12 protein-coding genes are annotated in these 18596 nt (G+C 70.6%); 10 read left to right on the top strand and 2 right to left on the bottom strand.

Going from position 1 to position 18596, the window contains the following annotated elements; genetic code table 11:
- Positions 1-214 precede the first annotated feature (214 nt).
- The 7 genes from BKD30_RS05300 (at position 215) to BKD30_RS05270 (ending at position 11633) form a co-directional block, all read left to right on the top strand.
- Positions 215-1069, top strand: coding sequence for an aldo/keto reductase (locus BKD30_RS05300; protein WP_076702914.1), 855 nt, complete (start codon positions 215-217; stop codon positions 1067-1069).
- A gap of 484 nt (positions 1070-1553) precedes the next feature.
- The gene (locus tag BKD30_RS16630; protein WP_076702912.1) at positions 1554-3518 is read left to right on the top strand and encodes a DUF222 domain-containing protein; all 1965 of its coding nucleotides are present in this window, start codon (positions 1554-1556) and stop codon (positions 3516-3518) included.
- Between the two features lie 15 nt (positions 3519-3533).
- Positions 3534-5642, top strand: a complete 2109-nt coding sequence (uvrB, locus tag BKD30_RS05290) for an excinuclease ABC subunit UvrB (protein WP_076702910.1) — start codon at positions 3534-3536, stop codon at positions 5640-5642.
- 1 nt (position 5643) lies between these two features.
- Positions 5644-7521, top strand: a complete 1878-nt coding sequence (locus BKD30_RS05285) for a hypothetical protein (protein ID WP_076702909.1) — start codon at positions 5644-5646, stop codon at positions 7519-7521.
- A 150-nt stretch (positions 7522-7671) separates the two neighbouring features.
- Positions 7672-8886, top strand: coding sequence for a TerC family protein (locus BKD30_RS05280; protein WP_083956033.1), 1215 nt, complete (start codon positions 7672-7674; stop codon positions 8884-8886).
- 4 nt (positions 8887-8890) lie between these two features.
- Entirely contained in the window at positions 8891-10207 is a 1317-nt protein-coding gene (locus BKD30_RS05275; protein ID WP_076702908.1) for an MFS transporter, read from the top strand.
- A gap of 160 nt (positions 10208-10367) precedes the next feature.
- Complete coding sequence (locus BKD30_RS05270; protein ID WP_076702906.1) at positions 10368-11633, top strand: TerC family protein; 1266 nt, start codon at positions 10368-10370, stop codon at positions 11631-11633.
- Between the two features lie 42 nt (positions 11634-11675).
- Here BKD30_RS05270 and BKD30_RS05265 read toward each other — a convergent pair whose 3' ends face one another.
- Together BKD30_RS05265 and BKD30_RS05260 are read right to left on the bottom strand one after the other, a co-directional pair.
- Positions 11676-14237, bottom strand: a complete 2562-nt coding sequence (locus BKD30_RS05265) for a DEAD/DEAH box helicase (RefSeq protein WP_076702904.1) — start codon at positions 14235-14237, stop codon at positions 11676-11678.
- 67 nt (positions 14238-14304) lie between these two features.
- Positions 14305-15321 (bottom strand): LacI family DNA-binding transcriptional regulator, encoded by a 1017-nt coding sequence (locus tag BKD30_RS05260; RefSeq protein ID WP_076702902.1) that lies wholly within the window; start codon positions 15319-15321, stop codon positions 14305-14307.
- 168 nt (positions 15322-15489) lie between these two features.
- Between BKD30_RS05260 and BKD30_RS05255 the strand changes: the two genes are divergently transcribed.
- The 3 genes from BKD30_RS05255 to BKD30_RS05245 are packed head-to-tail and all read left to right on the top strand — an operon-like array spanning position 15490 to position 18582.
- Complete coding sequence (locus tag BKD30_RS05255; protein WP_235861468.1) at positions 15490-16806, top strand: extracellular solute-binding protein; 1317 nt, start codon at positions 15490-15492, stop codon at positions 16804-16806.
- Complete coding sequence (locus BKD30_RS05250; protein ID WP_076702899.1) at positions 16803-17708, top strand: carbohydrate ABC transporter permease; 906 nt, start codon at positions 16803-16805, stop codon at positions 17706-17708. The genes BKD30_RS05255 and BKD30_RS05250 overlap by 4 nt, the downstream gene beginning before the upstream one ends.
- A gap of 49 nt (positions 17709-17757) precedes the next feature.
- A complete protein-coding gene (locus tag BKD30_RS05245; protein ID WP_083956043.1) occupies positions 17758-18582 on the top strand; it encodes a carbohydrate ABC transporter permease in 825 nt (274 codons plus the stop codon).
- Positions 18583-18596 lie beyond the last annotated feature (14 nt).

Below are 18596 nucleotides of genomic sequence, written 5' to 3'. Positions count from 1 at the left end.
CAGGGCTCGAGGGTGCACTCACGACACCATCATCGGCGCCGGCCAGGACGACTGGGGAACTCAAACTCATCGAAACAGGTAATCCTTCAACTCGCCCCGCGAAACGGACTTGCTATGAACCGGTGGACTCACCCCACCCTGACACGCAGGGTAGCGGCAACCCCACACACCGCGGCACCGCATCCTCAGTGCTGCACCTCAGAAAGGAACGCTCATGAACACCCTCCCCACCGTCACCCTGAACACCGACACGACGATGCCGCAGCTCGGCTTCGGCGTGTGCCAGATCCCCGCCGAGGACACCGAGCAGGCCGTCGCCGACGCCGTCAAGGCCGGGTACCGCCTCATCGACACCGCAGCGTCCTACGGCAACGAGGAAGCCGTCGGCCGCGCCATCGCCGCCAGCGGTGTGCCGCGTGACGAGCTGTTCATCACCACCAAGCTGTGGATCCAGCGCCGTGGCGAGGAAGGCACATACGAGGCCATCGAGGCCTCGCTGCGCAAGCTGAGTCTGGACTACCTTGACCTCTACCTGATCCACCAGCCTCTCGGTGACTACTACGGCGAGTGGCGGGCGATGGAGAAGCTGCATCAGGAGGGCCGGATCCGCGCGATCGGCGTCTCCAACTTCTCGCCCGACCGGCTCGTGGACCTGCTCGCGTTCGCCGAGGTCACCCCGGCGGTGAACCAGATGGAGACCAATCCGTTCCACCAGCAGGCCGACTACCAGGAATTGATGCGGGGCGAGGGTGTGCAGCTGGAAGCGTGGGCACCGTTCGCGGAAGGCAAGAACGACTTGTTCTCCAACCCGGTGCTGACCGAGATCGGCAACGCGCACGGCAAGTCCGTCGCGCAGGTCGTGCTCCGCTGGCTGGTCCAGCGCGGCGTGGTCGTCGTGTCCAAGTCGGTCAAGGCCGAGCGGATGCAGCAGAACCTCGACGTCCTCGACTTTGAGCTCACCGACGAGGAGATGGCTCGCATCGTGCCTCTGGAAGAGGGCGAGTCGCAGTTCTTCTCTCACGTCGATCCCGACATGGTGCGCTGGCTCACCGGCCGCGCCGAGGCCTGATGACCGCTGTACCGGCCCCCGACACCGGAGAAAGCTAGGTGACTACACCCACCGGCGACACGGAGGCTGGTCATCCACGTGGCCACGCCGGTCGAGGTTGAACATGACCTCATCGAGGGACGCGCCAACGCCGCCCTTGCCGCCGCCGAGCCCGCGGGCGCGTCGCCGGCCGGCCGTCTCGACTCAGCGCCGACCTGGTTCGGACCGCCCGTCGGTTTTACGAAGATCAGGAGAAAGCTATCGCGCAGATCGGTGGCCTCCCTGCGAGCAGGACGGGGCGGACAACTGTGTCGTCGTACCTCTTCCATTCGAACATATGTTCGAGTAAAGTGGGTTCATGGAACAGTCATCCGACGAACCATCGTCGCAGGGGCCATCCCACGGACTGGCACCGCACGGACCGGCGGTGACGTCGTCGGTGATCGCGTCCTGGATCCGTGCGCTGGCTGTTCCTGCTCCGCCTGTCGCTGATGAGGGTGCGGGGTTGATTGACCGGATCCGTGCTCTGGAGGAGTTGAAGACTGCGGCTGCGGCGGCTCAGGTGCGGGCGACTGCGCAGTTCGAGGTGGTGCAGCGGGCCGCGGCTGCGGCGGCGGGGGTGCCGGCGGGGCAGCGGGGTGCGGGGGTGGGGGCGCAGGTGGCGTTGGCGCGTCGGGAGTCCCCGGCCCGGGGTGGCCGGTATCTGGGGTTGGCGCACCTGCTGGTGGCGGATCTGCCGCACACGTTGGCGGCGATGAGCGCGGGGACGTTGAGTGAGTGGCGGGCGACGTTGATCGCCCGGGAGACGGTGTGCCTGGAGGCGGGGGACCGGCGTGCGGTGGACGCGGCGTTGAGCGCGGACACCGGTGGGGTGGACGGTCTGGGGGACGCGGCGTTGGTGGCGGCGGCCCGCAGGATCTCGTACCGGGTGGACCCGGCCGCGGTGACGGCCAGGGCGCGGCGGGCTGAGGCGGACCGGCACGTGACGTGCCGGGCGGCGCCGGACACGATGACGTATCTGACGGGGTTGCTGCCGGTCGCTGACGGGGTGGCCGTGTATGCGGCCCTGTCCCGGGAGGCGGACACGTTGACCAGTCGGGGGGACGGGCGTGGTCGGGGGCAGATCATGGCCGACACCCTGACGGCCCGGGTGACCGGCCACCCCCCGGTCACCGCCCGCCGCCGCGCCCAGGCCGGCATGGAGCCGAACGGGCAGCCGAACGAGCACGCACCCGGAATGGAGCCGAACGGGCAGACACCCGGCGGGCAGGCATCCGGGCGCGCACCCGGGCAGGCGACCGGGCAGGCGACCGGTCAGGCGACCGGCGGGCAGGTACGGATCGGGCAGCCGCGGCGCACGCTGCCGGGCCCGTCCTGGCCGGGTCCGGCCGGTGACGGAACGCCGCGTGGTGGCCTGCCGCGCGATGGGGCACCCCCTGAGGACGCGCACGGAGAAGCGCCACGCGGTCAAGCGCGCCGTGAAGAAACACCCGGCGGTGAGGCCCCCCGCGGCCGTGATGACGATTCCCACGGTGCAGCGCCCGGCGGTGACTCGCTCGGCGGCGAAGCGGGCCGTGATGAGGTTTCCCGTGGTGCAGCGCCCGGTGATCAGTCCCGAGACGACGCGCTCGCCAGTGGAGCGCCCGGCGGTGACGTGTCCCCCGACCGTCACGGTGCCGGGGCGCCACTGCCCGCCGGACCGGCCGGCCGGGCCAATGGTGGGGCCGACGGCGGGCTCCCCGGGCCGGCCGGCCGGGCCGACAACGGGGCCGGTGGGGTAGTGAGCCGGGCGCGGGTGGAGTTGCAGGTGGTGATCACGGATCGGGCGTTGCTGGCCGGTGGGGCGGAGCCGGCGTATCTGGCCGGGTACGGGGTGGTCCCGGCCCCGTGGGCGCGGGAGCTGGTCGATGGCCGGACCGACGTGTTCCTCCGTCGCTTGTTCCTGGCCCCGGACACCGGGCAACTGGTCGGGATGGACTCGCGGGCCCGGTTGATGCCCGAGGGGTTGCGCCGGTTCATCCAGGTCCGGGACCGGACCTGCCGGACCCCGTGGTGTGACGCGCCGATCCGGCACGTGGACCACGTGCACGCCCACGCCGCCGGTGGGGTCACCAGCGAGGTGAACGGGCAGGGCCTGTGCGAACGGTGCAACCACGCCAAGGAAGCCCCCGGCTGGAGTGCCGTCCCGGTCGACGGGCCACGCCACACGGTGGTGACCACCACCCCCACCGGACACACCTACACCTCCACCGCACCCCCGACACCCGGCAGCGGCAGCTTCAGCACAACCGGCGCAGCCGGTTCGGACAGGACGTTGGAGCGGGCTGGGACGGCCGGTTCGGCCCGCACGGTTGAGCGGGTCGGGACGGCCGGCCCGCCCGGGACGGTGAGCGCCGCAGGTCTGGCCCAGGCCGCCGATGCCGTGGATGCCGCCGGCAGCGAACCGGCCGCCGTCCTGTCGGCGGGCTGAACTAGCCTTGGATCCATGAGTCTGGCGCAGGACATCAAGCGAGTCGTCGCTCCGTTCGAAGTGGTCAGCGAGTATGAGCCGGCCGGTGACCAGCCGCAGGCCATCGCCGAGCTCGCCGAACGGATCAAGGGTGGGGAGCAGGACGTCGTCCTGCTCGGCGCCACCGGTACCGGCAAGAGCGCGACCACGGCCTGGTTGGTCGAGCGGGTGCAGCGGCCCACGCTGGTGCTGGTGCAGAACAAGACGCTCGCCGCCCAGTTGGCCAACGAGTTCCGCGAACTGTTGCCGAACAACGCCGTCGAGTACTTCGTGTCCTACTACGACTACTACCAGCCCGAGGCGTACGTCCCGCAGACGGACACCTTCATCGAGAAGGACTCCTCGATCAACGAGGAGGTCGAGCGGCTGCGCCACTCGGCGACCAACGCGCTGCTGACTCGGCGCGACGTCGTCGTGGTCGCGACCGTGTCCTGCATCTACGGCCTGGGCACACCCGAGGAGTACGTCGCCGGGATGGTCACCCTGAAGGTGGGGGACCGGATGGACCGGGACGACCTGCTGCGCAAGTTCGTGTCCATGCAGTACGCCCGCAACGACGTCGACTTCCACCGCGGCACTTTCCGGGTCCGTGGGGACACCGTCGAGATCATCCCCATGTACGAGGAACTGGCGGTGCGGGTCGAGTTCTTCGGCGACGAGGTCGAGTCGATCTACACCCTGCATCCGCTCACCGGTGAGATCGTGCGCGAGGAGCAGGAGATGTATGTCTTCCCGGCGAGCCACTACGTGGCCGGCGAGGATCGGATGGCGAAGGCGATCACCACCATCGAGGACGAGCTGCGGCACCGCCTCGAGGAGCTGGAGTCGCAGAACAAGCTGGTCGAGGCGCAGCGGCTGCGGATGCGGACCACCTACGACCTCGAGATGATGCAGCAGATGGGCTTCTGCAACGGCATCGAGAACTACTCCCGGCACATCGACGGCCGCGGCCCCGGCACCGCCCCCCACTGCCTGCTCGACTACTTCCCGGACGACTTCCTGCTGGTCATCGACGAGTCGCACGTCACCGTCCCGCAGATCGGCGCCATGTACGAGGGGGACATGTCCCGCAAGCGCACCCTGGTGGACTTCGGCTTCCGGCTGCCGTCGGCGATGGACAACCGGCCGCTGAAGTGGGACGAGTTCACCGAGCGGATCGGGCAGACCGTCTACCTCTCAGCCACCCCGGGCCAGTACGAGCTGGGCCGCAGCGACGGGGTGGTGGAGCAGATCATCCGACCGACGGGCCTCGTCGACCCCGAGATCGTGGTCAAGCCGACCAAGGGACAGATCGACGACCTGCTCGCCGAGATCCGTACCCGGGAGGAGCGCGACGAACGCGTCCTGGTCACCACGCTGACCAAGCGGATGGCCGAGGACCTGACCGCCTACCTCACCGAGCACGGGGTCAAGGTCCAGTACCTGCACTCCGACGTCGACACCCTGCGCCGGGTCGAGTTGCTGCGCGAGCTGCGGCTCGGGACCTACGACGTCCTGGTCGGCATCAACCTGCTGCGTGAGGGCCTGGACCTGCCGGAGGTGTCCCTGGTCAGCATCCTCGACGCCGACAAGGAGGGCTTCCTGCGCTCGACGACGTCGTTGATCCAGACCATCGGCCGCGCCGCGCGGAACGTGTCCGGTCAGGTGCACATGTACGCGGACCGGGTCACCGACTCGATGGCGAACGCGATCGACGAGACCAACCGGCGCCGGCAGATCCAGGTCGCCTACAACGCCGAGCGCGGTGTCGACCCGCAGCCCCTGCGCAAGCGCATCGCCGACATCACGGACATCCTGGCCCGCGAGGACGCGGACACGCAGAACCTGCTCAAGCAGTTCGACTACGGCAAGGGCAAGCGAGGCTACTCCGCGGCGAAGGCCGCCGGGCTGGGCCAGGACACCATCCGGCGCGACGGCCTGGCCGCCGCGCCTGCGGAGGACCTGACCGAACTGATCGCCCAGATGACGGAGCAGATGCACGCCGCGGCCGCCGACCTGCAGTTCGAGCTGGCGGCACGCCTGCGTGACGAGGTGGGGGACCTGAAGAAGGAGCTGCGCCAGATGCGCGCCGCGGGCCACGCCTGACGTGACCACGGACGTGTCCACGGACAAGCCGCAAGGCGGCCCGGCGGACGACCTGGACGAGGGTCGGCTCGTCGAGATCCGGGTCCAGGGCATCGGCAATCTGCCGTGGACCGACGCGCTGGGCCGGCCCCGCATCCAGGGACTGCGCCGTCGGGTCCGAATCGTGGACCCGCCGCGGTTACCGGCGCACCGGGTGCGGATCGTCAACTGGGTGCGCGGCACCCGCCGAACCCAGCGGGCCGGCTGGTACCTGGCCTTCCCGTTCACGCTGCTGAACGTGACGGACTTCCTGCACCCGGCAGAGCGCCGCTCCCACTGGCTGGGGACGGCCACCAACCTGATCTCGGTGATCCTCACCCTGTGCACCCTGCTGTGGGGCGTCGCCATGGTGGAGACAGTGCTCGCCCGGCTGCCGGTGACCGTCGACCCCGCCGCGGCGGCCTGGTGGGTGAGCCTGCCCGTCGCGGTGCTGATCGGGGGCACGATGGTCGTGCGCCGGGCTGTCGCTCGCCAGTCGGCGGGCTCGGTGGTGACCACGGTCCACGTCGGCCTGGTGCTGGCCGCTGGCGTCCTGCTCGCGGTCACTCGCCCCGCTCGCTGGGTGGTCTCCGCACCGTGGCCGGACAACCTCACCCGGCTACCGGACGGCACGGTAGCCCGGCTGCTCGACCCGTTGCCGACGGCCGCCGCCCTCTCGGTCATTCTCGCGGCAGTGTTCGCGGCGGTCCTGGTGGTGCGAGCGGCTCGCGCCGCGCAGCGCAGCCCCTCCGGCCCGGCGGGTCCGGTCCCCTCCGGCCCGGCCGGCCTGAACTTCTCCGCGGCCGGGCTGCTGCTGGTCTCCGCGGTGATCGTCCTGCACGCGGTGTTCGCCCTGCTGCGGATGGCGGTCGACAGCGCCGCGACCCTGGTCGCGCGGGCGTTCGCGCCCGGCGCCCCCGCGGCCGGCACCTGGGTCGGCGTCGTGCTGTCCGCGGACGACCCGACCACCTATCAGGACAACCGGGTGGATTTCCTCCCGGCGCACGCCCTGCTGCTGCTGATCGTGCTCGTCGTCTCGGCCCTCGGGGTCGCCGCTTGGCGCAGCCGCCGACTCGACGAACCGGTCCGCAGTCCGTACCGCTGGCGGGAGCTCGCGCGGCGGGCGGTGCTCGACGCCGGCGCGGTGGTGTGGCGATCCCTGGCCGTCGCCGGTGTCGCCGGAACCGGGCTCAGCTGGGCCGCCGTCGTCTTCCTCGAGTCGCAGCGGGCCCGGCCGGTGTTCCCCGTCCTGTACCTGCTCGTCTCGCTGCTCGCGACCCTGGTCGCCGTCGCCGTGCTGCTCGCCCAGTTCGCCGGCGTCCGGGAGGTGGTCAACCGCATCGGCGACGTCGCCGGGTTCTGGCCGGTCCGGGCCCACCCGCTGGCCGGCAGCTCCTACCGGGCCGACGTGATGGCGGCGCTGCGCGCCGAACTGGACGCCGACCGGAGTCGACCCGTGGTGCTCGTCGGGCACAGCCAGGGCAGCCTGCTCTGCCTCTGGCTGCTCGCCGGCGCTCCCCGGGCCACCCCACCGACCGAGGGGACCACCGAGGCGATCACCGGGCGGGATCCCGTGCTCGTCACCACCGGCAGTCCCGTGTACACCGTCTTCCGGGGGCTGTTCCCCGCTCACGTGGGGCAGGAGCTGCTCGACGCCGCCGCCGCGGGCACCGCGGGCTGGTTGAACGCTTTCCGGGTGACCGACCCGGTGTCCGGACCCATGCCGGACGCGGAGAACGTCGAACTGGCCGACCCGATCCCGGCCGGGCCCGTGCGCGGCCACGGCGGCTACTGGGACGACCCGGTGCTGGCGGCGCGGATCGCCCGGTCCCCCGAGGAGCCGCCCGGCGGACTACACTGATCCGCAGCGTAGGGGAGTATCCCACCCGATCCGCACCCGTCAGCACGCCGGACGATGACGTCCGGCCGGGTGCAGGTGCACGCCCGCGACGTCGTCGCCGGGAGTGATGGAGAGACTTACGGACGTCACCCGTGCCCGAAAGGTTCCTTCATGCTGCAGTTGCCCGTCGCGTTCGAGGCCGGCACGTTCGCCGTCCTGATCGCCATCCTGCTGTTCGACCTGCTCTACGTGGTCCGACGGCCCCACATCCCCTCGATGAAGGAGGCCGGCCTGTGGGTCGGCTTCTACGTCGGGCTCGCCCTGGTCTTCGCGCTGGTGATGCTGCTCGTCGTCGACGCCGAGTACGCGGGCCAGTTCGTGGCCGGTTGGGTCACCGAGTACAGCCTGAGCATCGACAACCTGTTCGTCTTCATCATCATCATGGCCCGCTTCAAGGTGCCCCGGAAGTACCAGCAGGAAGTGCTGATGGTGGGCATCATCATCGCGCTCGTCCTGCGGGGCGTCTTCATCGGGCTCGGCGCCGCGATCATCGACACGTTCAGCTGGGTGTTCTACGTGTTCGGGGTGTTCCTGCTCTACACCGCGTGGAAGCAGGCCCGCGACTCGGGGGAGCAGGAGTCCGAGGGCGGGGACAACCCGTTGATCGGGCGGCTGCGCCGGATCATCCCCGTGACCGACGAGTTCGACGGGAACAAGTTGCGCACCGTGGCGGGCGGCCGGCGGGTGTGGACCCCGATGGTCCTGGTCTTCTTCGCGCTCGGCCTGACCGACCTGATGTTCGCGGTCGACTCCATCCCGGCGATCTTCGGCCTGACCACCAGCCCGTTCATCGTGTTCACCGCGAACATCCTGGCCCTGATGGGGCTGCGCCAGCTGTACTTCCTGCTGGGCGGGCTGATGGAGCGGCTGATCTACCTCAAACACGCACTCTCGATCATCCTGGCGTTCATCGGGGTCAAGCTGATCCTGCAGGCCATGCACGAGAACGAGGTGGTGTTCATCAACGGCGGCCGCCCGATCGAGTGGGCACCGGAGATCCCCACCCTGGTGTCCCTGCTCGTGATCGTCGGCGTGATCATCATCGCCACGGTCGCCAGCCTGCTCAGCCCGAAGGCGAAGGCCCTGCAGGCGGTCGCGGAGCTGGAGTCCGCGATCCAGACCTACCGCGGCCTCGGTTCGGACGTCGCGGTGGAGCAGCGGCAGGACGCCTACCATCGCGTGGTGGCGGCACGGGACCGGGCCGTCGAGACGGCGGGCAACACCCGCGCCGACGCGGCAGAGCTGGATCCCGACGCGCAGGTCGGCCAGCAGCTGCGCGAGGCGGAGGACCTGCACCAGCGGCGCCTGGCCGACGGCGGTCGCTGACGGCATGACCACGACGGGCCGGTATCCCGCCGCTCTGCAGCGGCGCACGGTGACCGTGCTGGCCGTCGCGCAGCTGTTCAGCGGGCTGGGCAACGGTTCGACGCTCGCGCTCGGTTCGATCCTCGCGGTCCGCCTCTCCGGGTCGGAGGCGTGGGCGGGGGCGACGACGGCGGCGCTCACGCTGACCGCCGCCGTCGTCGCCGTCCCGCTGTCCACGCTCGCGGTGCGGCGCGGCCGCCGGGTCGCCCTCGTCACCGGGCTGGCCGGGGCGATGGTGGGCTGCGCCGTCATCGTGCTCGCCGTCGTGACCGGGCTGTTCCCGCTGCTGCTCGCCGGTGCCGCCCTGGTCGGGCTGGCCACCGCCGTCAATCTGCAGTCCCGGTTCGCCGCGGTCGACCTGGCGGCCGACGTCCACCGGGGCCGCGACCTGTCCGTCGTCGTCTGGTCGATCACCGTGGGAGCCGTCGCCGGCCCGAACCTGATCCGGCCCGGCGCCGTGCTGGGCCGCGCCCTGGGGTTGCCGGAGATCGCCGGGCCGTTCGTCATCTCCCTGGCCGGCATGGTGGTCGGCGCGCTCATCCTGCTGGTGGGGCTGCGCCCGGACCCGCTGCTGGCGGCCCGTGCCGCGACCGTTCAGGCGGGCACGCCCGCCGGACCCGCCCCGCGCGGGCGGGCCACGCTGCGGGACGGCTGGGCGGCCATCCGGCGCGAGCCCCGGGCGCTGGCCGCGTTGCTCGGGGTGCTCGCGGCCCACGGCGCGATGGTCGCCGTCATGTCCATGACGCCGCTGCACCTGCAGCATCTCAACGCCGCGGCGCCGTCGGCCGCCGGGCAGCGCCTGACCGAGCCCGACCTGCTCGCCCTGATCGGGTTCACCATCTCGCTGCACATCCTGGGCATGTACGCGTTCTCGCCGCTGCTGGGCTGGTGCACGGACCGGTGGGGCCGGACGGCGACGTTGCTGGCCGGGCAGGCGGTCCTGCTGGTCGCCGTCCTGCTCGCGGGGTTCGGGCAGGACCGGGTGCCGATCGTGACCGCCGGTCTGCTGCTGCTGGGTCTGGGCTGGTCCGCCTCCACCGTCGCGGGATCCACGTTGCTGGCCGAGAGCGTGGAGGCCGGCGCCCGGGTGCTCGCCCAGGGCGTCTCCGACACGCTGATGGGCGGGATCGGCGCCGTCGGCAGCGCCGTCGCCGGGGCTCTGCTCGCCGGCACCGGCTACCTCGGTCTGAACCTGGTCGCCGTCGCCCTGCTCGGTGTCGCCGTCGTCGCCATCCTGCGGCTCTCCCGGTCCGCTGCTCTGCTAGGCTCGATTCCGACGTAGGGGAGTATCCTTCCGCGCTGCGGACGTCAGCACGCCGGGTGACCGGCCGGACGCAGCGACCAGCCCACCGACCCGGGTTTCCGGGAGTGTGGCGCGGTGGAGAGACTTGCGACACCATTGTCGGTTGCACCGTCCCGTCCCCTCCCCGAGAGGCAGTGCCATGGAAGTCTCGCCCACCGTCTGGATCCTCACCGTCGTCGTCATCGTGGGCATGCTCGCCTTCGACTACGTGTTCCACGTCCGCAAGGCCCACGAACCCACCCTGCGGGAAGCGGCCGTCTGGTCCGCGATCTACGTGGGCATCGCGCTCGTCTTCGGCGTCTTTGTGCTCATCGCCTGGGGCGGCAACTACGCCGGCGAGTACTACGCCGGCTACATCACCGAGAAGGCCCTCTCGGTCGACAACCTGTTCGTCTTCCTGATCATCATCGCCTCGTTCAAGGTGCCCCGCGAGGACCAGCAGAAGGTGCTGCTGTTCGGCATCACCTTCGCCTTGATCGCCCGGACCGCGCTGATCTTCGTCGGTGCGGGGCTGATCAGCCAGTTCGCCTGGGTGTTCTACCTGTTCGGGCTGATCCTGTTGCTCACCGCCGGCTCGTTGATCAAGGGCGAACTCTCCGGGGGCGAGAAGGACGAGTCGGACAACCTGGTCACCCGCCTCGCCAAGCGCTTCATGCACACCACCGACTACTACGACGGCGACAAGCTGTTCACGTGGGACAACGGCAAGCGGATGATGACGCCGATGCTGCTCGTCATGGTGGCGATCGGCGGCACGGACATCCTCTTCGCCCTCGACTCCATCCCTGCGATCTTCGGCCTGACCCAGCAGACCTACCTGGTGTTCACCGCGGTGGCGTTCTCGCTGCTCGGCCTGCGCCAGCTGTACTTCCTCATCGACGGCCTGCTGGACCGCCTGATCTACCTGTCCTGGGGCCTGGCCATCATCCTCGCGTTCATCGGCGTCAAGCTCGTGCTGCAGGCCCTGAAGGAGAACACCCTGCCGTTCATCAACGACGGCGAGCACGTCACGGTCGTCGAGATCAGCACGGGCCTCTCCCTCACCGTCATCATCGGCGTGCTCGTGCTCACGGTGCTGGCCTCCCTGTACAGCCCGAAGGGACGGGCCCTGCGGATCATCGGCGGGGTGCAGACCATCGCGCAGCAGTACGTCGAGTTGCCGCAGGACGCGCCCGCCGCGCAGCGGGAGAAGCTGGCGGCGAAGGGCGCCCGGCTGCGGGAGAAGATGGACTCCATCTCGCCGCGGTACCGGGACGAGCTGATCAAATCCGAGGAGCACTTCCACGACCTGCTCGACCGTGCCCGCGGGAAGCACCGGGAGTTCCAGCGCACCGGCACCGCCCCGGCCCCGGAGCGGGTGCCGGACGATCAGGCCGACGCGGTGGCGAAGCCGCGGGAGGACTGACCGCACCCGGCGCCGACCCGCGGCCCAGGTCGTACGACGACGTCAGCCGAGCCGACCCACGTCCGTCACCGTGACGACGGCCGCGCCGGCCTCGTCCGAGGCGGCCAGATCGACGACGGCGCCGATGCCCCAGTCGCGATGCCCAGCGGGGTCGTCGAAGATCTGCCGCACCGTCCACCGGCCGGGCGCATCGTCGATGATCAGCAGCTGCGGGCCGCGCGCCTGCGGCCCGGTGCCCAGATCCTCGTGCTCGGCGAAGTAGGCGTCCATCACGGCGCCCCAGCGGTCGGCGTCCCACCCGGCCTCGCCGTCCAGCGCGCCGAGGTCCTCCTCGCGCTCGGCGGCGAACAGTTCGACTCGGCGGAACAGGGCGTTGCGGACCATCACCCGGAACGCGCGGGTGTTCGCGGTGACCGGGGCCACCGGCGGGACGGGCTCGACGCCGGTGCGCTCGTGCTCGCGCACCGCGTCGGCCACGTGCTCGGGGTCGAGCAGCTGCTCCCACTCGTCCAGCAGCGAGGAGTCGACCTGCCGCACCAGTTCCCCGAGCCAGGCGACCAGGTCCCCGAGGTCCTCCCGCCGCGCGTCCGTGGGGATGGTCTGCCGCAGGGCCCGGAACGCGTCGGCGAGGTAGCGCAGCAGGACCCCCTCGCTGCGGGCCAGCCCGTAGAACGCGACGAACTCGGTGAACCCCATCGCCCGTTCGTACATGTCGCGGACCACGGACTTGGGACTCAATGCGAAATCGGCCAGCCACGGGGCGCCGCGTCGGTACGTCTCGAAGGCGTCCTCGAGCAGCTCGGCGAGGGGCTGCGGATGGGCGATCGACTCCAGCCGGGCCATCCGCGCCTCGTAGTCCACGCCGTCGGCCTTCATCGCCGCGACGGCCTCGGTGCGGGCGCGGTTCGCCTGGGCGGCGATCACCTGCCGCGGCGGCTCCAGGGTCGCCTCGATCACCGACACCGCGTCCAGCGCGTACGCCGGCTCGTCCGGGTCGAGGACGGACAGGGCGGCGAGCGCAAAACCGGACAGCGGCTGGTTGAGGGCGAAGTCCGGCTGCAGGTCGACCTGCAGCGCCAGCACCCGGCCGCCCGGGACCGGGTCGGGGACGCGTTCGACGACGTCGCCGGCCAGCAGTTCCCGCAGGATCCCCAGGGCGCGGCGCAGCAGCACCAGCTGGCGCGGCCGCGACTCGTGGCTCCCCTCGATCAGCCGCCGCATGGCCGCGACCTGGTCCTCGTCCCGCTCGAGCAGGTTCAGCGCCATGGCGTGGGAAACGGTGAAACTGGACACCAGCGGTTCGGGCGGGGCCTCCACCAGCCGGCGGAACGTCGGCTCGCCCCAGGAGACGAACCCGGTCGGCGGCTTCTTCTTCGTGACCTGCCGGAGCTTCTTCGCGTCGTCGCCGAACTTGTCCCGCGCCTTCTGCAGGGCCTTCTCGTTCTCGATCACGTGCTCGGGCGCCTGCACCAGCACGGTGCCCGCCGTGTCGTACCCGGCCCGGCCGGCGCGCCCGGCGATCTGGTGGAACTCGCGTGCCGTCAGCAGCCGGGTCCGGGTGCCGTCGTACTTGCTCAGCGCCGTGATCAGCACCGTCCGGATCGGGACGTTGATGCCCACCCCGAGGGTGTCGGTGCCGCAGATCACCGTCAGCAGCCCCGCCTGGGCGAGCTGTTCGACGAGCCGGCGGTACTTGGGCAGCATGCCGGCGTGATGCACGCCCACCCCGTGCCGCAGCAGCCGGGACAGGGTGCGCCCGAAGCCGGCCGCGAAGCGGAACCCGGCGATCGCCTCCGCGATCGCGTCCCGAGCGGCCCGGTCGGCCGGGTTGAGGCTGATCAGCGCCTGCGCCCGTTCGACGGCGTCCGCCTGGCTGAAGTGCACGATGTACACGGGCGCCCGGTGCGTGCTGAGCAGCTCCTCGACCGTCTCGTGCACCGGGGTCAGCGCGTACTCGAAGGACAGCGGGACGGGCCGTTCCGCGTTCGCGATCACGGCGGTCGGCTTCCCGTTCAGGGCGGTCAGCCCGTCGGCGAACCGGGTGACGTCGCCCAGGGTGGCGGACATCAGCAGGAACCGGCTCTGCTGCGCCTCCAGCAGGGGGACCTGCCACGCCCAGCCGCGTTGCGGGTCGGCGTAGAAGTGGAACTCGTCCATGATCACGGTGTCCACGTCCGCGTGCCGGCCGGTGCGCAGGACGAGGTTGGCGAGGATCTCCGCGGTGCAGCACACGATCGGGGCGTCGGGGTTGACGGCCGTGTCCCCGGTGACCATGCCGACGTTCCGGGGTCCGAACACGGCGCACAGGTCGAAGAACTTCTCCGACACGAGGGCCTTGATCGGCGCCGTGTAGTAGCTGCGGCGACCGCGCATCAGGGCGTCGAAGTGGGCCGCGACGGCGACGAGGGACTTCCCGCTGCCCGTGGGGGTGGCGAGGATGACGTGGGAGCCGGAGACGAGCTCGAGCACGGCCTCGTCCTGGGCGGGATAGAGCTCGATGCCGCGGCCGCTGCACCACCCGGTGAACGTGTCGTACACCTGCTCCGGAGTCGGGGTGTCCGCGGGGGTGACCCCGTGGTCGGCGGCGTACTCGGTCAGCAGCATGGTGCTGCCAGCCTATCGGTCGGGCGAGCCGACCCCGCGGCCGCGCGCCGGGCCGCCCACGGCTGAGTCAGGCCGGCGGGGCGGCGGTGGACGCACGGACGACGAGCCGGGTGCCCAACTGCACGGGAGCGGAAGGGGCGACCTCGCCGCGCACGCCGGCCAACGCGGCGCGCACCGCCACGTGGCCCATCTCCGCGAGCGGCTGGTTGATGGTGGTCAGGGGCGGGGAGGCGCTGGAGGCGGCGTAGGAGTCGTCGAAGCCGACCACCGACAGGTCCGCGGGCACCCGCAGTCCCTCCCGGCGCGCCGCCTCGAGGACGCCCAGCGCAACGGCGTCGGACGCGCCGAAGACGGCGGTGGGTGGCTCCGGGCCGCGCAGGAGGCCGGTGACGGCGAGCCCGTCCTCGAACGTGAAGGACCCCGGCACCGCGAGGCGTGGGTCCAGGGGGAGTCCGGCCGCCGCGAGCGCCGCGGCGTAGCCGGCGCGCCGTTCCTCGCCCGGCGTCGAGGCGGTCGGGGCGCCCACGAAGGCGATCCGGCGGTGGCCGAGCTCGAGCAGGTGCTCGGTGGCCTGCATGCCGCCGCGCCAGTTGGTCGCCCCGATCGAGCGCACCCCCGCCGGCGTCGACGTCGACGGGTCCATCACCACCAGGGGCGTGCCGAGCCGGTCGGCGGTGCGGGCCTGGGCGTCGTCGGCGGGCGTCGTGATCAGCAGGAAAGCGTCCGCCCCGTGCGCGTGGCCGTACTCCATCCACGCCGGAGTCGCAGGTCGCGGCTCGGGACCGCGGGCGTCGCCCCAGCGGGCGATGACGGCGACGGCCCCGAGCGCCTGCACCTCCGCGAGCAGCCCGTCCAGCACCGTGGCGGCATAGTGGTTGGCAAGCGTGTCGAAGGCGACCCACACGGTGGGGGGACCGTCGGGCCGAGACCGCGCGACCGCGACGTAGCCGAGCCGGCCGGCGACGGCGCGGACACGCTCGGCGGTACTGGCGGAGATGCCGTCACGCCCGTTGAACACCTTGGACGCCGTCCCCTTCGAGACGCCCGCCACCCGTGCCACCTCGCCGAGGCTCACCCGATCCATGCGCCCACCGTAGGACAAGCGAAACGTTTCGTCCAGCACCGGGACCACTCCACTTTGTTGTCCGATCAAAAAAAGTAGGTTGGAGGGCTTGTCGCGACACTGGCGTCGGGCTTAGCGTGTGTTGTGACGGAAACAACAGCGCAACGTTGCGCAGGAATGAGGTTGGCGATGCGAGGACTTCGAGCGGGCGTGGTGGCGGTCACCGTCGTCTCGGCCCTGACTCTCACCGCGTGCGGCGGCGGGGCCCGGCCGGGCGGCGCCGACGGCGGCGGCGCAGCCGGTGGGTCGGGGTTCTCCGCCTGGGCCCTGACCGGTGGCGCCGAACAAGCGTTCCGCGACTCCTTCACCGAATGGAACAACGCGAACGGCGACACGAAGGTCTCCTCGGAGTTCTTCGCGAACGACGCGTACAAGGAGAAGATCCGCACCGCGGTCGGCTCCGGGAACGCGCCCACCCTGATCTACAACTGGAGCGGCGGCACCCTCAAGGAGTACGTGCAGAACAAGAAGGTCGTCGACCTCACCGAGTCCACGAAGGTCCTGCAGAACCGGCTGCTGCCGTCCGTGCTCGCGTCCGGAAAGGTGGACGGCAAGGTCTACGCCGTCCCCAACAACAACGCCCAGCCGGTCGTCCTCTTCACCAACAAGGACGTGATGAGCAAGGCCGGCCTGAGCAAGGCGCCCACCACCTTCGACGAGCTGCTCTCGGCGGTCGAGAAGCTCAAAGCGGCTGGGGTGAAGACCCCGATCGCCCTCGCCGGCCAGAGCGTGTGGCCCGAGCTGATGTGGCTCGAGTACCTCGCCGACCGGGTGGGCGGCCCCGAGCTGTTCGGGAAGATCAAGGCCGGCGACGCCTCCGCCTGGAGCGACCCGGCGATGCTCAAGGCCCTGGACATGATCTCCCAGCTGGTCAAGGCGGGCGCTTTCGGCGACCGCTACGGTTCGGTCACCGCCGACTCCGGCGCCGACGTCGCGCTGATCCACCAGAACCAGGCGGGCATGCTGCTCCAGGGTGCCTGGGTGTACGGCAGCTTCCTCACCGACAACCCCGACTTCGTCAAGGCGGGCAAGCTCGGCTACGCCGACTTCCCGTCCGTGTCCGGCGGCAAGGGCGATGAGAACAACATCGTCGGCAACCCGGCCAACTTCTGGTCGATCTCCGCCAACGCCTCCGAGGCGCAGCGCACGGCGGCCTTGAAATACCTGAACGAGTCGCTGTTCAACGACACCTACGTGAAGTCCCTGATCGACGGCGGCAACGTCCCGGTGACGAAGGACGCGGAGAGCAAGCTGGCCGAGTCGGACCAGAAGGACTTCCTCACCTTCGCGTACGGCATGGTCAAGGACGCGCCGAACTTCGAGCTGTCCTGGGACCAGGCCCTCACCTCCTCCCAGTCCCAGACGCTGCTGACCAACCTCAGCAAGCTCTTCCTGGGTCAGGCGACACCGCAGCAGTTCGCGGCCGCCATGAAGGCGGCCAAGTGAGCCGAGCGCGATGGGCCGGTGCGCATGCGGGCGTGCGCACCGGCCCCTCGGCCTGGCTCGCGGCGCCGGCCCTGGTGTTCTTCGGTGCGTTCGCGCTGATCCCGCTGCTCGGGGTGCTGGCGCTGTCGTTCACCTCCTGGGACGGGCTCGGCACCCCCGCCTGGATCGGCGCGGACAACTGGGGTCGGATCCTCTCCGACCCGACGACGCAACGCGCCTTCGGCCTCACCCTGGTGCTGACGGCGGCCAGTTGGCTCGTCCAGTTCCCGGCCAGCCTCCTGCTCGGCGTCTTCATGGCCGGCCAGCAGCGATACCGGGCCGTGCTCTCGGTGCTGTACTTCCTGCCCCTGCTGTTCTCCGCAGCGGCCATCGGCATCGCCTACAAGGCCCTGCTCGACCCCAACTTCGGCCTCGGCCGCGCCTTCGGCATCGAGTGGCTGAACCAGGACTGGCTCGGCAACCCGTCCCTCGCGCTGCCCACCATCCTGTTCGTCGTGTCCTGGTCGTTCATCCCGTTCCACTCCCTGCTCTACCAGGGCGCGGTACGGCAGATCCCGGTGCAGATGTACGAGGCGGCGCGGATCGACGGCGCCGGCCGGGTGAGCATGTTCCTGCACATCACCCTCCCGCAGGTGCGGAACACCATCATCACCTCCTCGACGCTGATGATCGTCGGGTCGCTGACGTACTTCGACCTCATCTTCGTCATGACGGGTGGGGGACCGGGCGACGCGACGCGGATTCTGCCGCTGGACATGTACCTGCGCGGCTTCCGCTCCTACGACATGGGCGGCGCCAGCGTTGTCGGCGTGCTGCTCGTCGTCCTGGGCCTCACCATCTCACTGGTCCTCAACCGGCTCGGCGGCGGCGCCAACGCGGCCAGCCGCCTGGAAGGAGCCTGACTTGGTCCTCGCCCTGCGCGAACGGAAGACCTCTCGCGTGTCCGTCGCCCTGCGCGGACGGAACGCGCCGAACCTGATCGGTGGCGCACTCGGCTGGCTCTGGCTGGCGATCACGATCCTGCCGATCTACTACATCGTCGTCACGAGCCTGCGCCCGCGGGCCCAGTACTTCTCGGCGAACCCGCTGTCGGTGCCGACGGCGCCCACGCTGACAGCGTACGGCCAGGTGCTGCAGGCGGACTTCGCGACCTACTTCCTCAACTCCGTGGTCGTCACGGGCGTGAGCGTGGCCGCGGCGGTGTTCGTGTGCCTGCTCGCCGCCTACGTGATCGTGCGGAACCCCTCGCGGTTCTCCCGCCGGTTCTTCGACGCGCTGCTGCTGGGCATCGCGATCCCCCTGCAGTGCGTGATCATCCCCGTCTACTACCTCATCGTGCAGCTGGGTCTGTACGACACCCTGTGGGCGCTGATCCTGCCTTCGATCGCGTTCGCCATCCCCATCACCGTGCTGATCCTCGTCAACTTCCTGCGGGACGTGCCGGGGGAGCTGTTCGAGTCGATGACGGTCGACGGCGCCAGCCCGTGGCGGATGCTCTGGTCGCTCGCCGTGCCGCTGGCGAAGCCGGCCATCATCACGGTGGCGATCTACGACGCCCTGAACGTGTGGAACGGGTTCCTGTTCCCCCTGATCCTCACCCAGAGCGCGAGCCAGCGCGTGCTGCCCCTGTCCCTGTGGTCCTTCCAGGGCGCCTTCACCGTCAACGTGCCGGCCATCCTGGCCGCCGTCGTGCTCTCGGTGTTGCCCCTGCTCGCCGCCTACGCCGTCGGCCGACGGCAGCTCGTCTCCGGCCTGACCGCCGGTTTCTCCAAGTAGTCCCCCTGCTTCTC

The sequence above is a fragment of the Tersicoccus phoenicis genome (assembly GCF_001968835.1).
Taxonomy (GTDB): domain Bacteria; phylum Actinomycetota; class Actinomycetes; order Actinomycetales; family Micrococcaceae; genus Tersicoccus; species Tersicoccus phoenicis.
The sequence above is the reverse complement of the archived record's forward strand: the minus strand, read 5'-3'. Positions and strand labels throughout refer to the sequence as shown.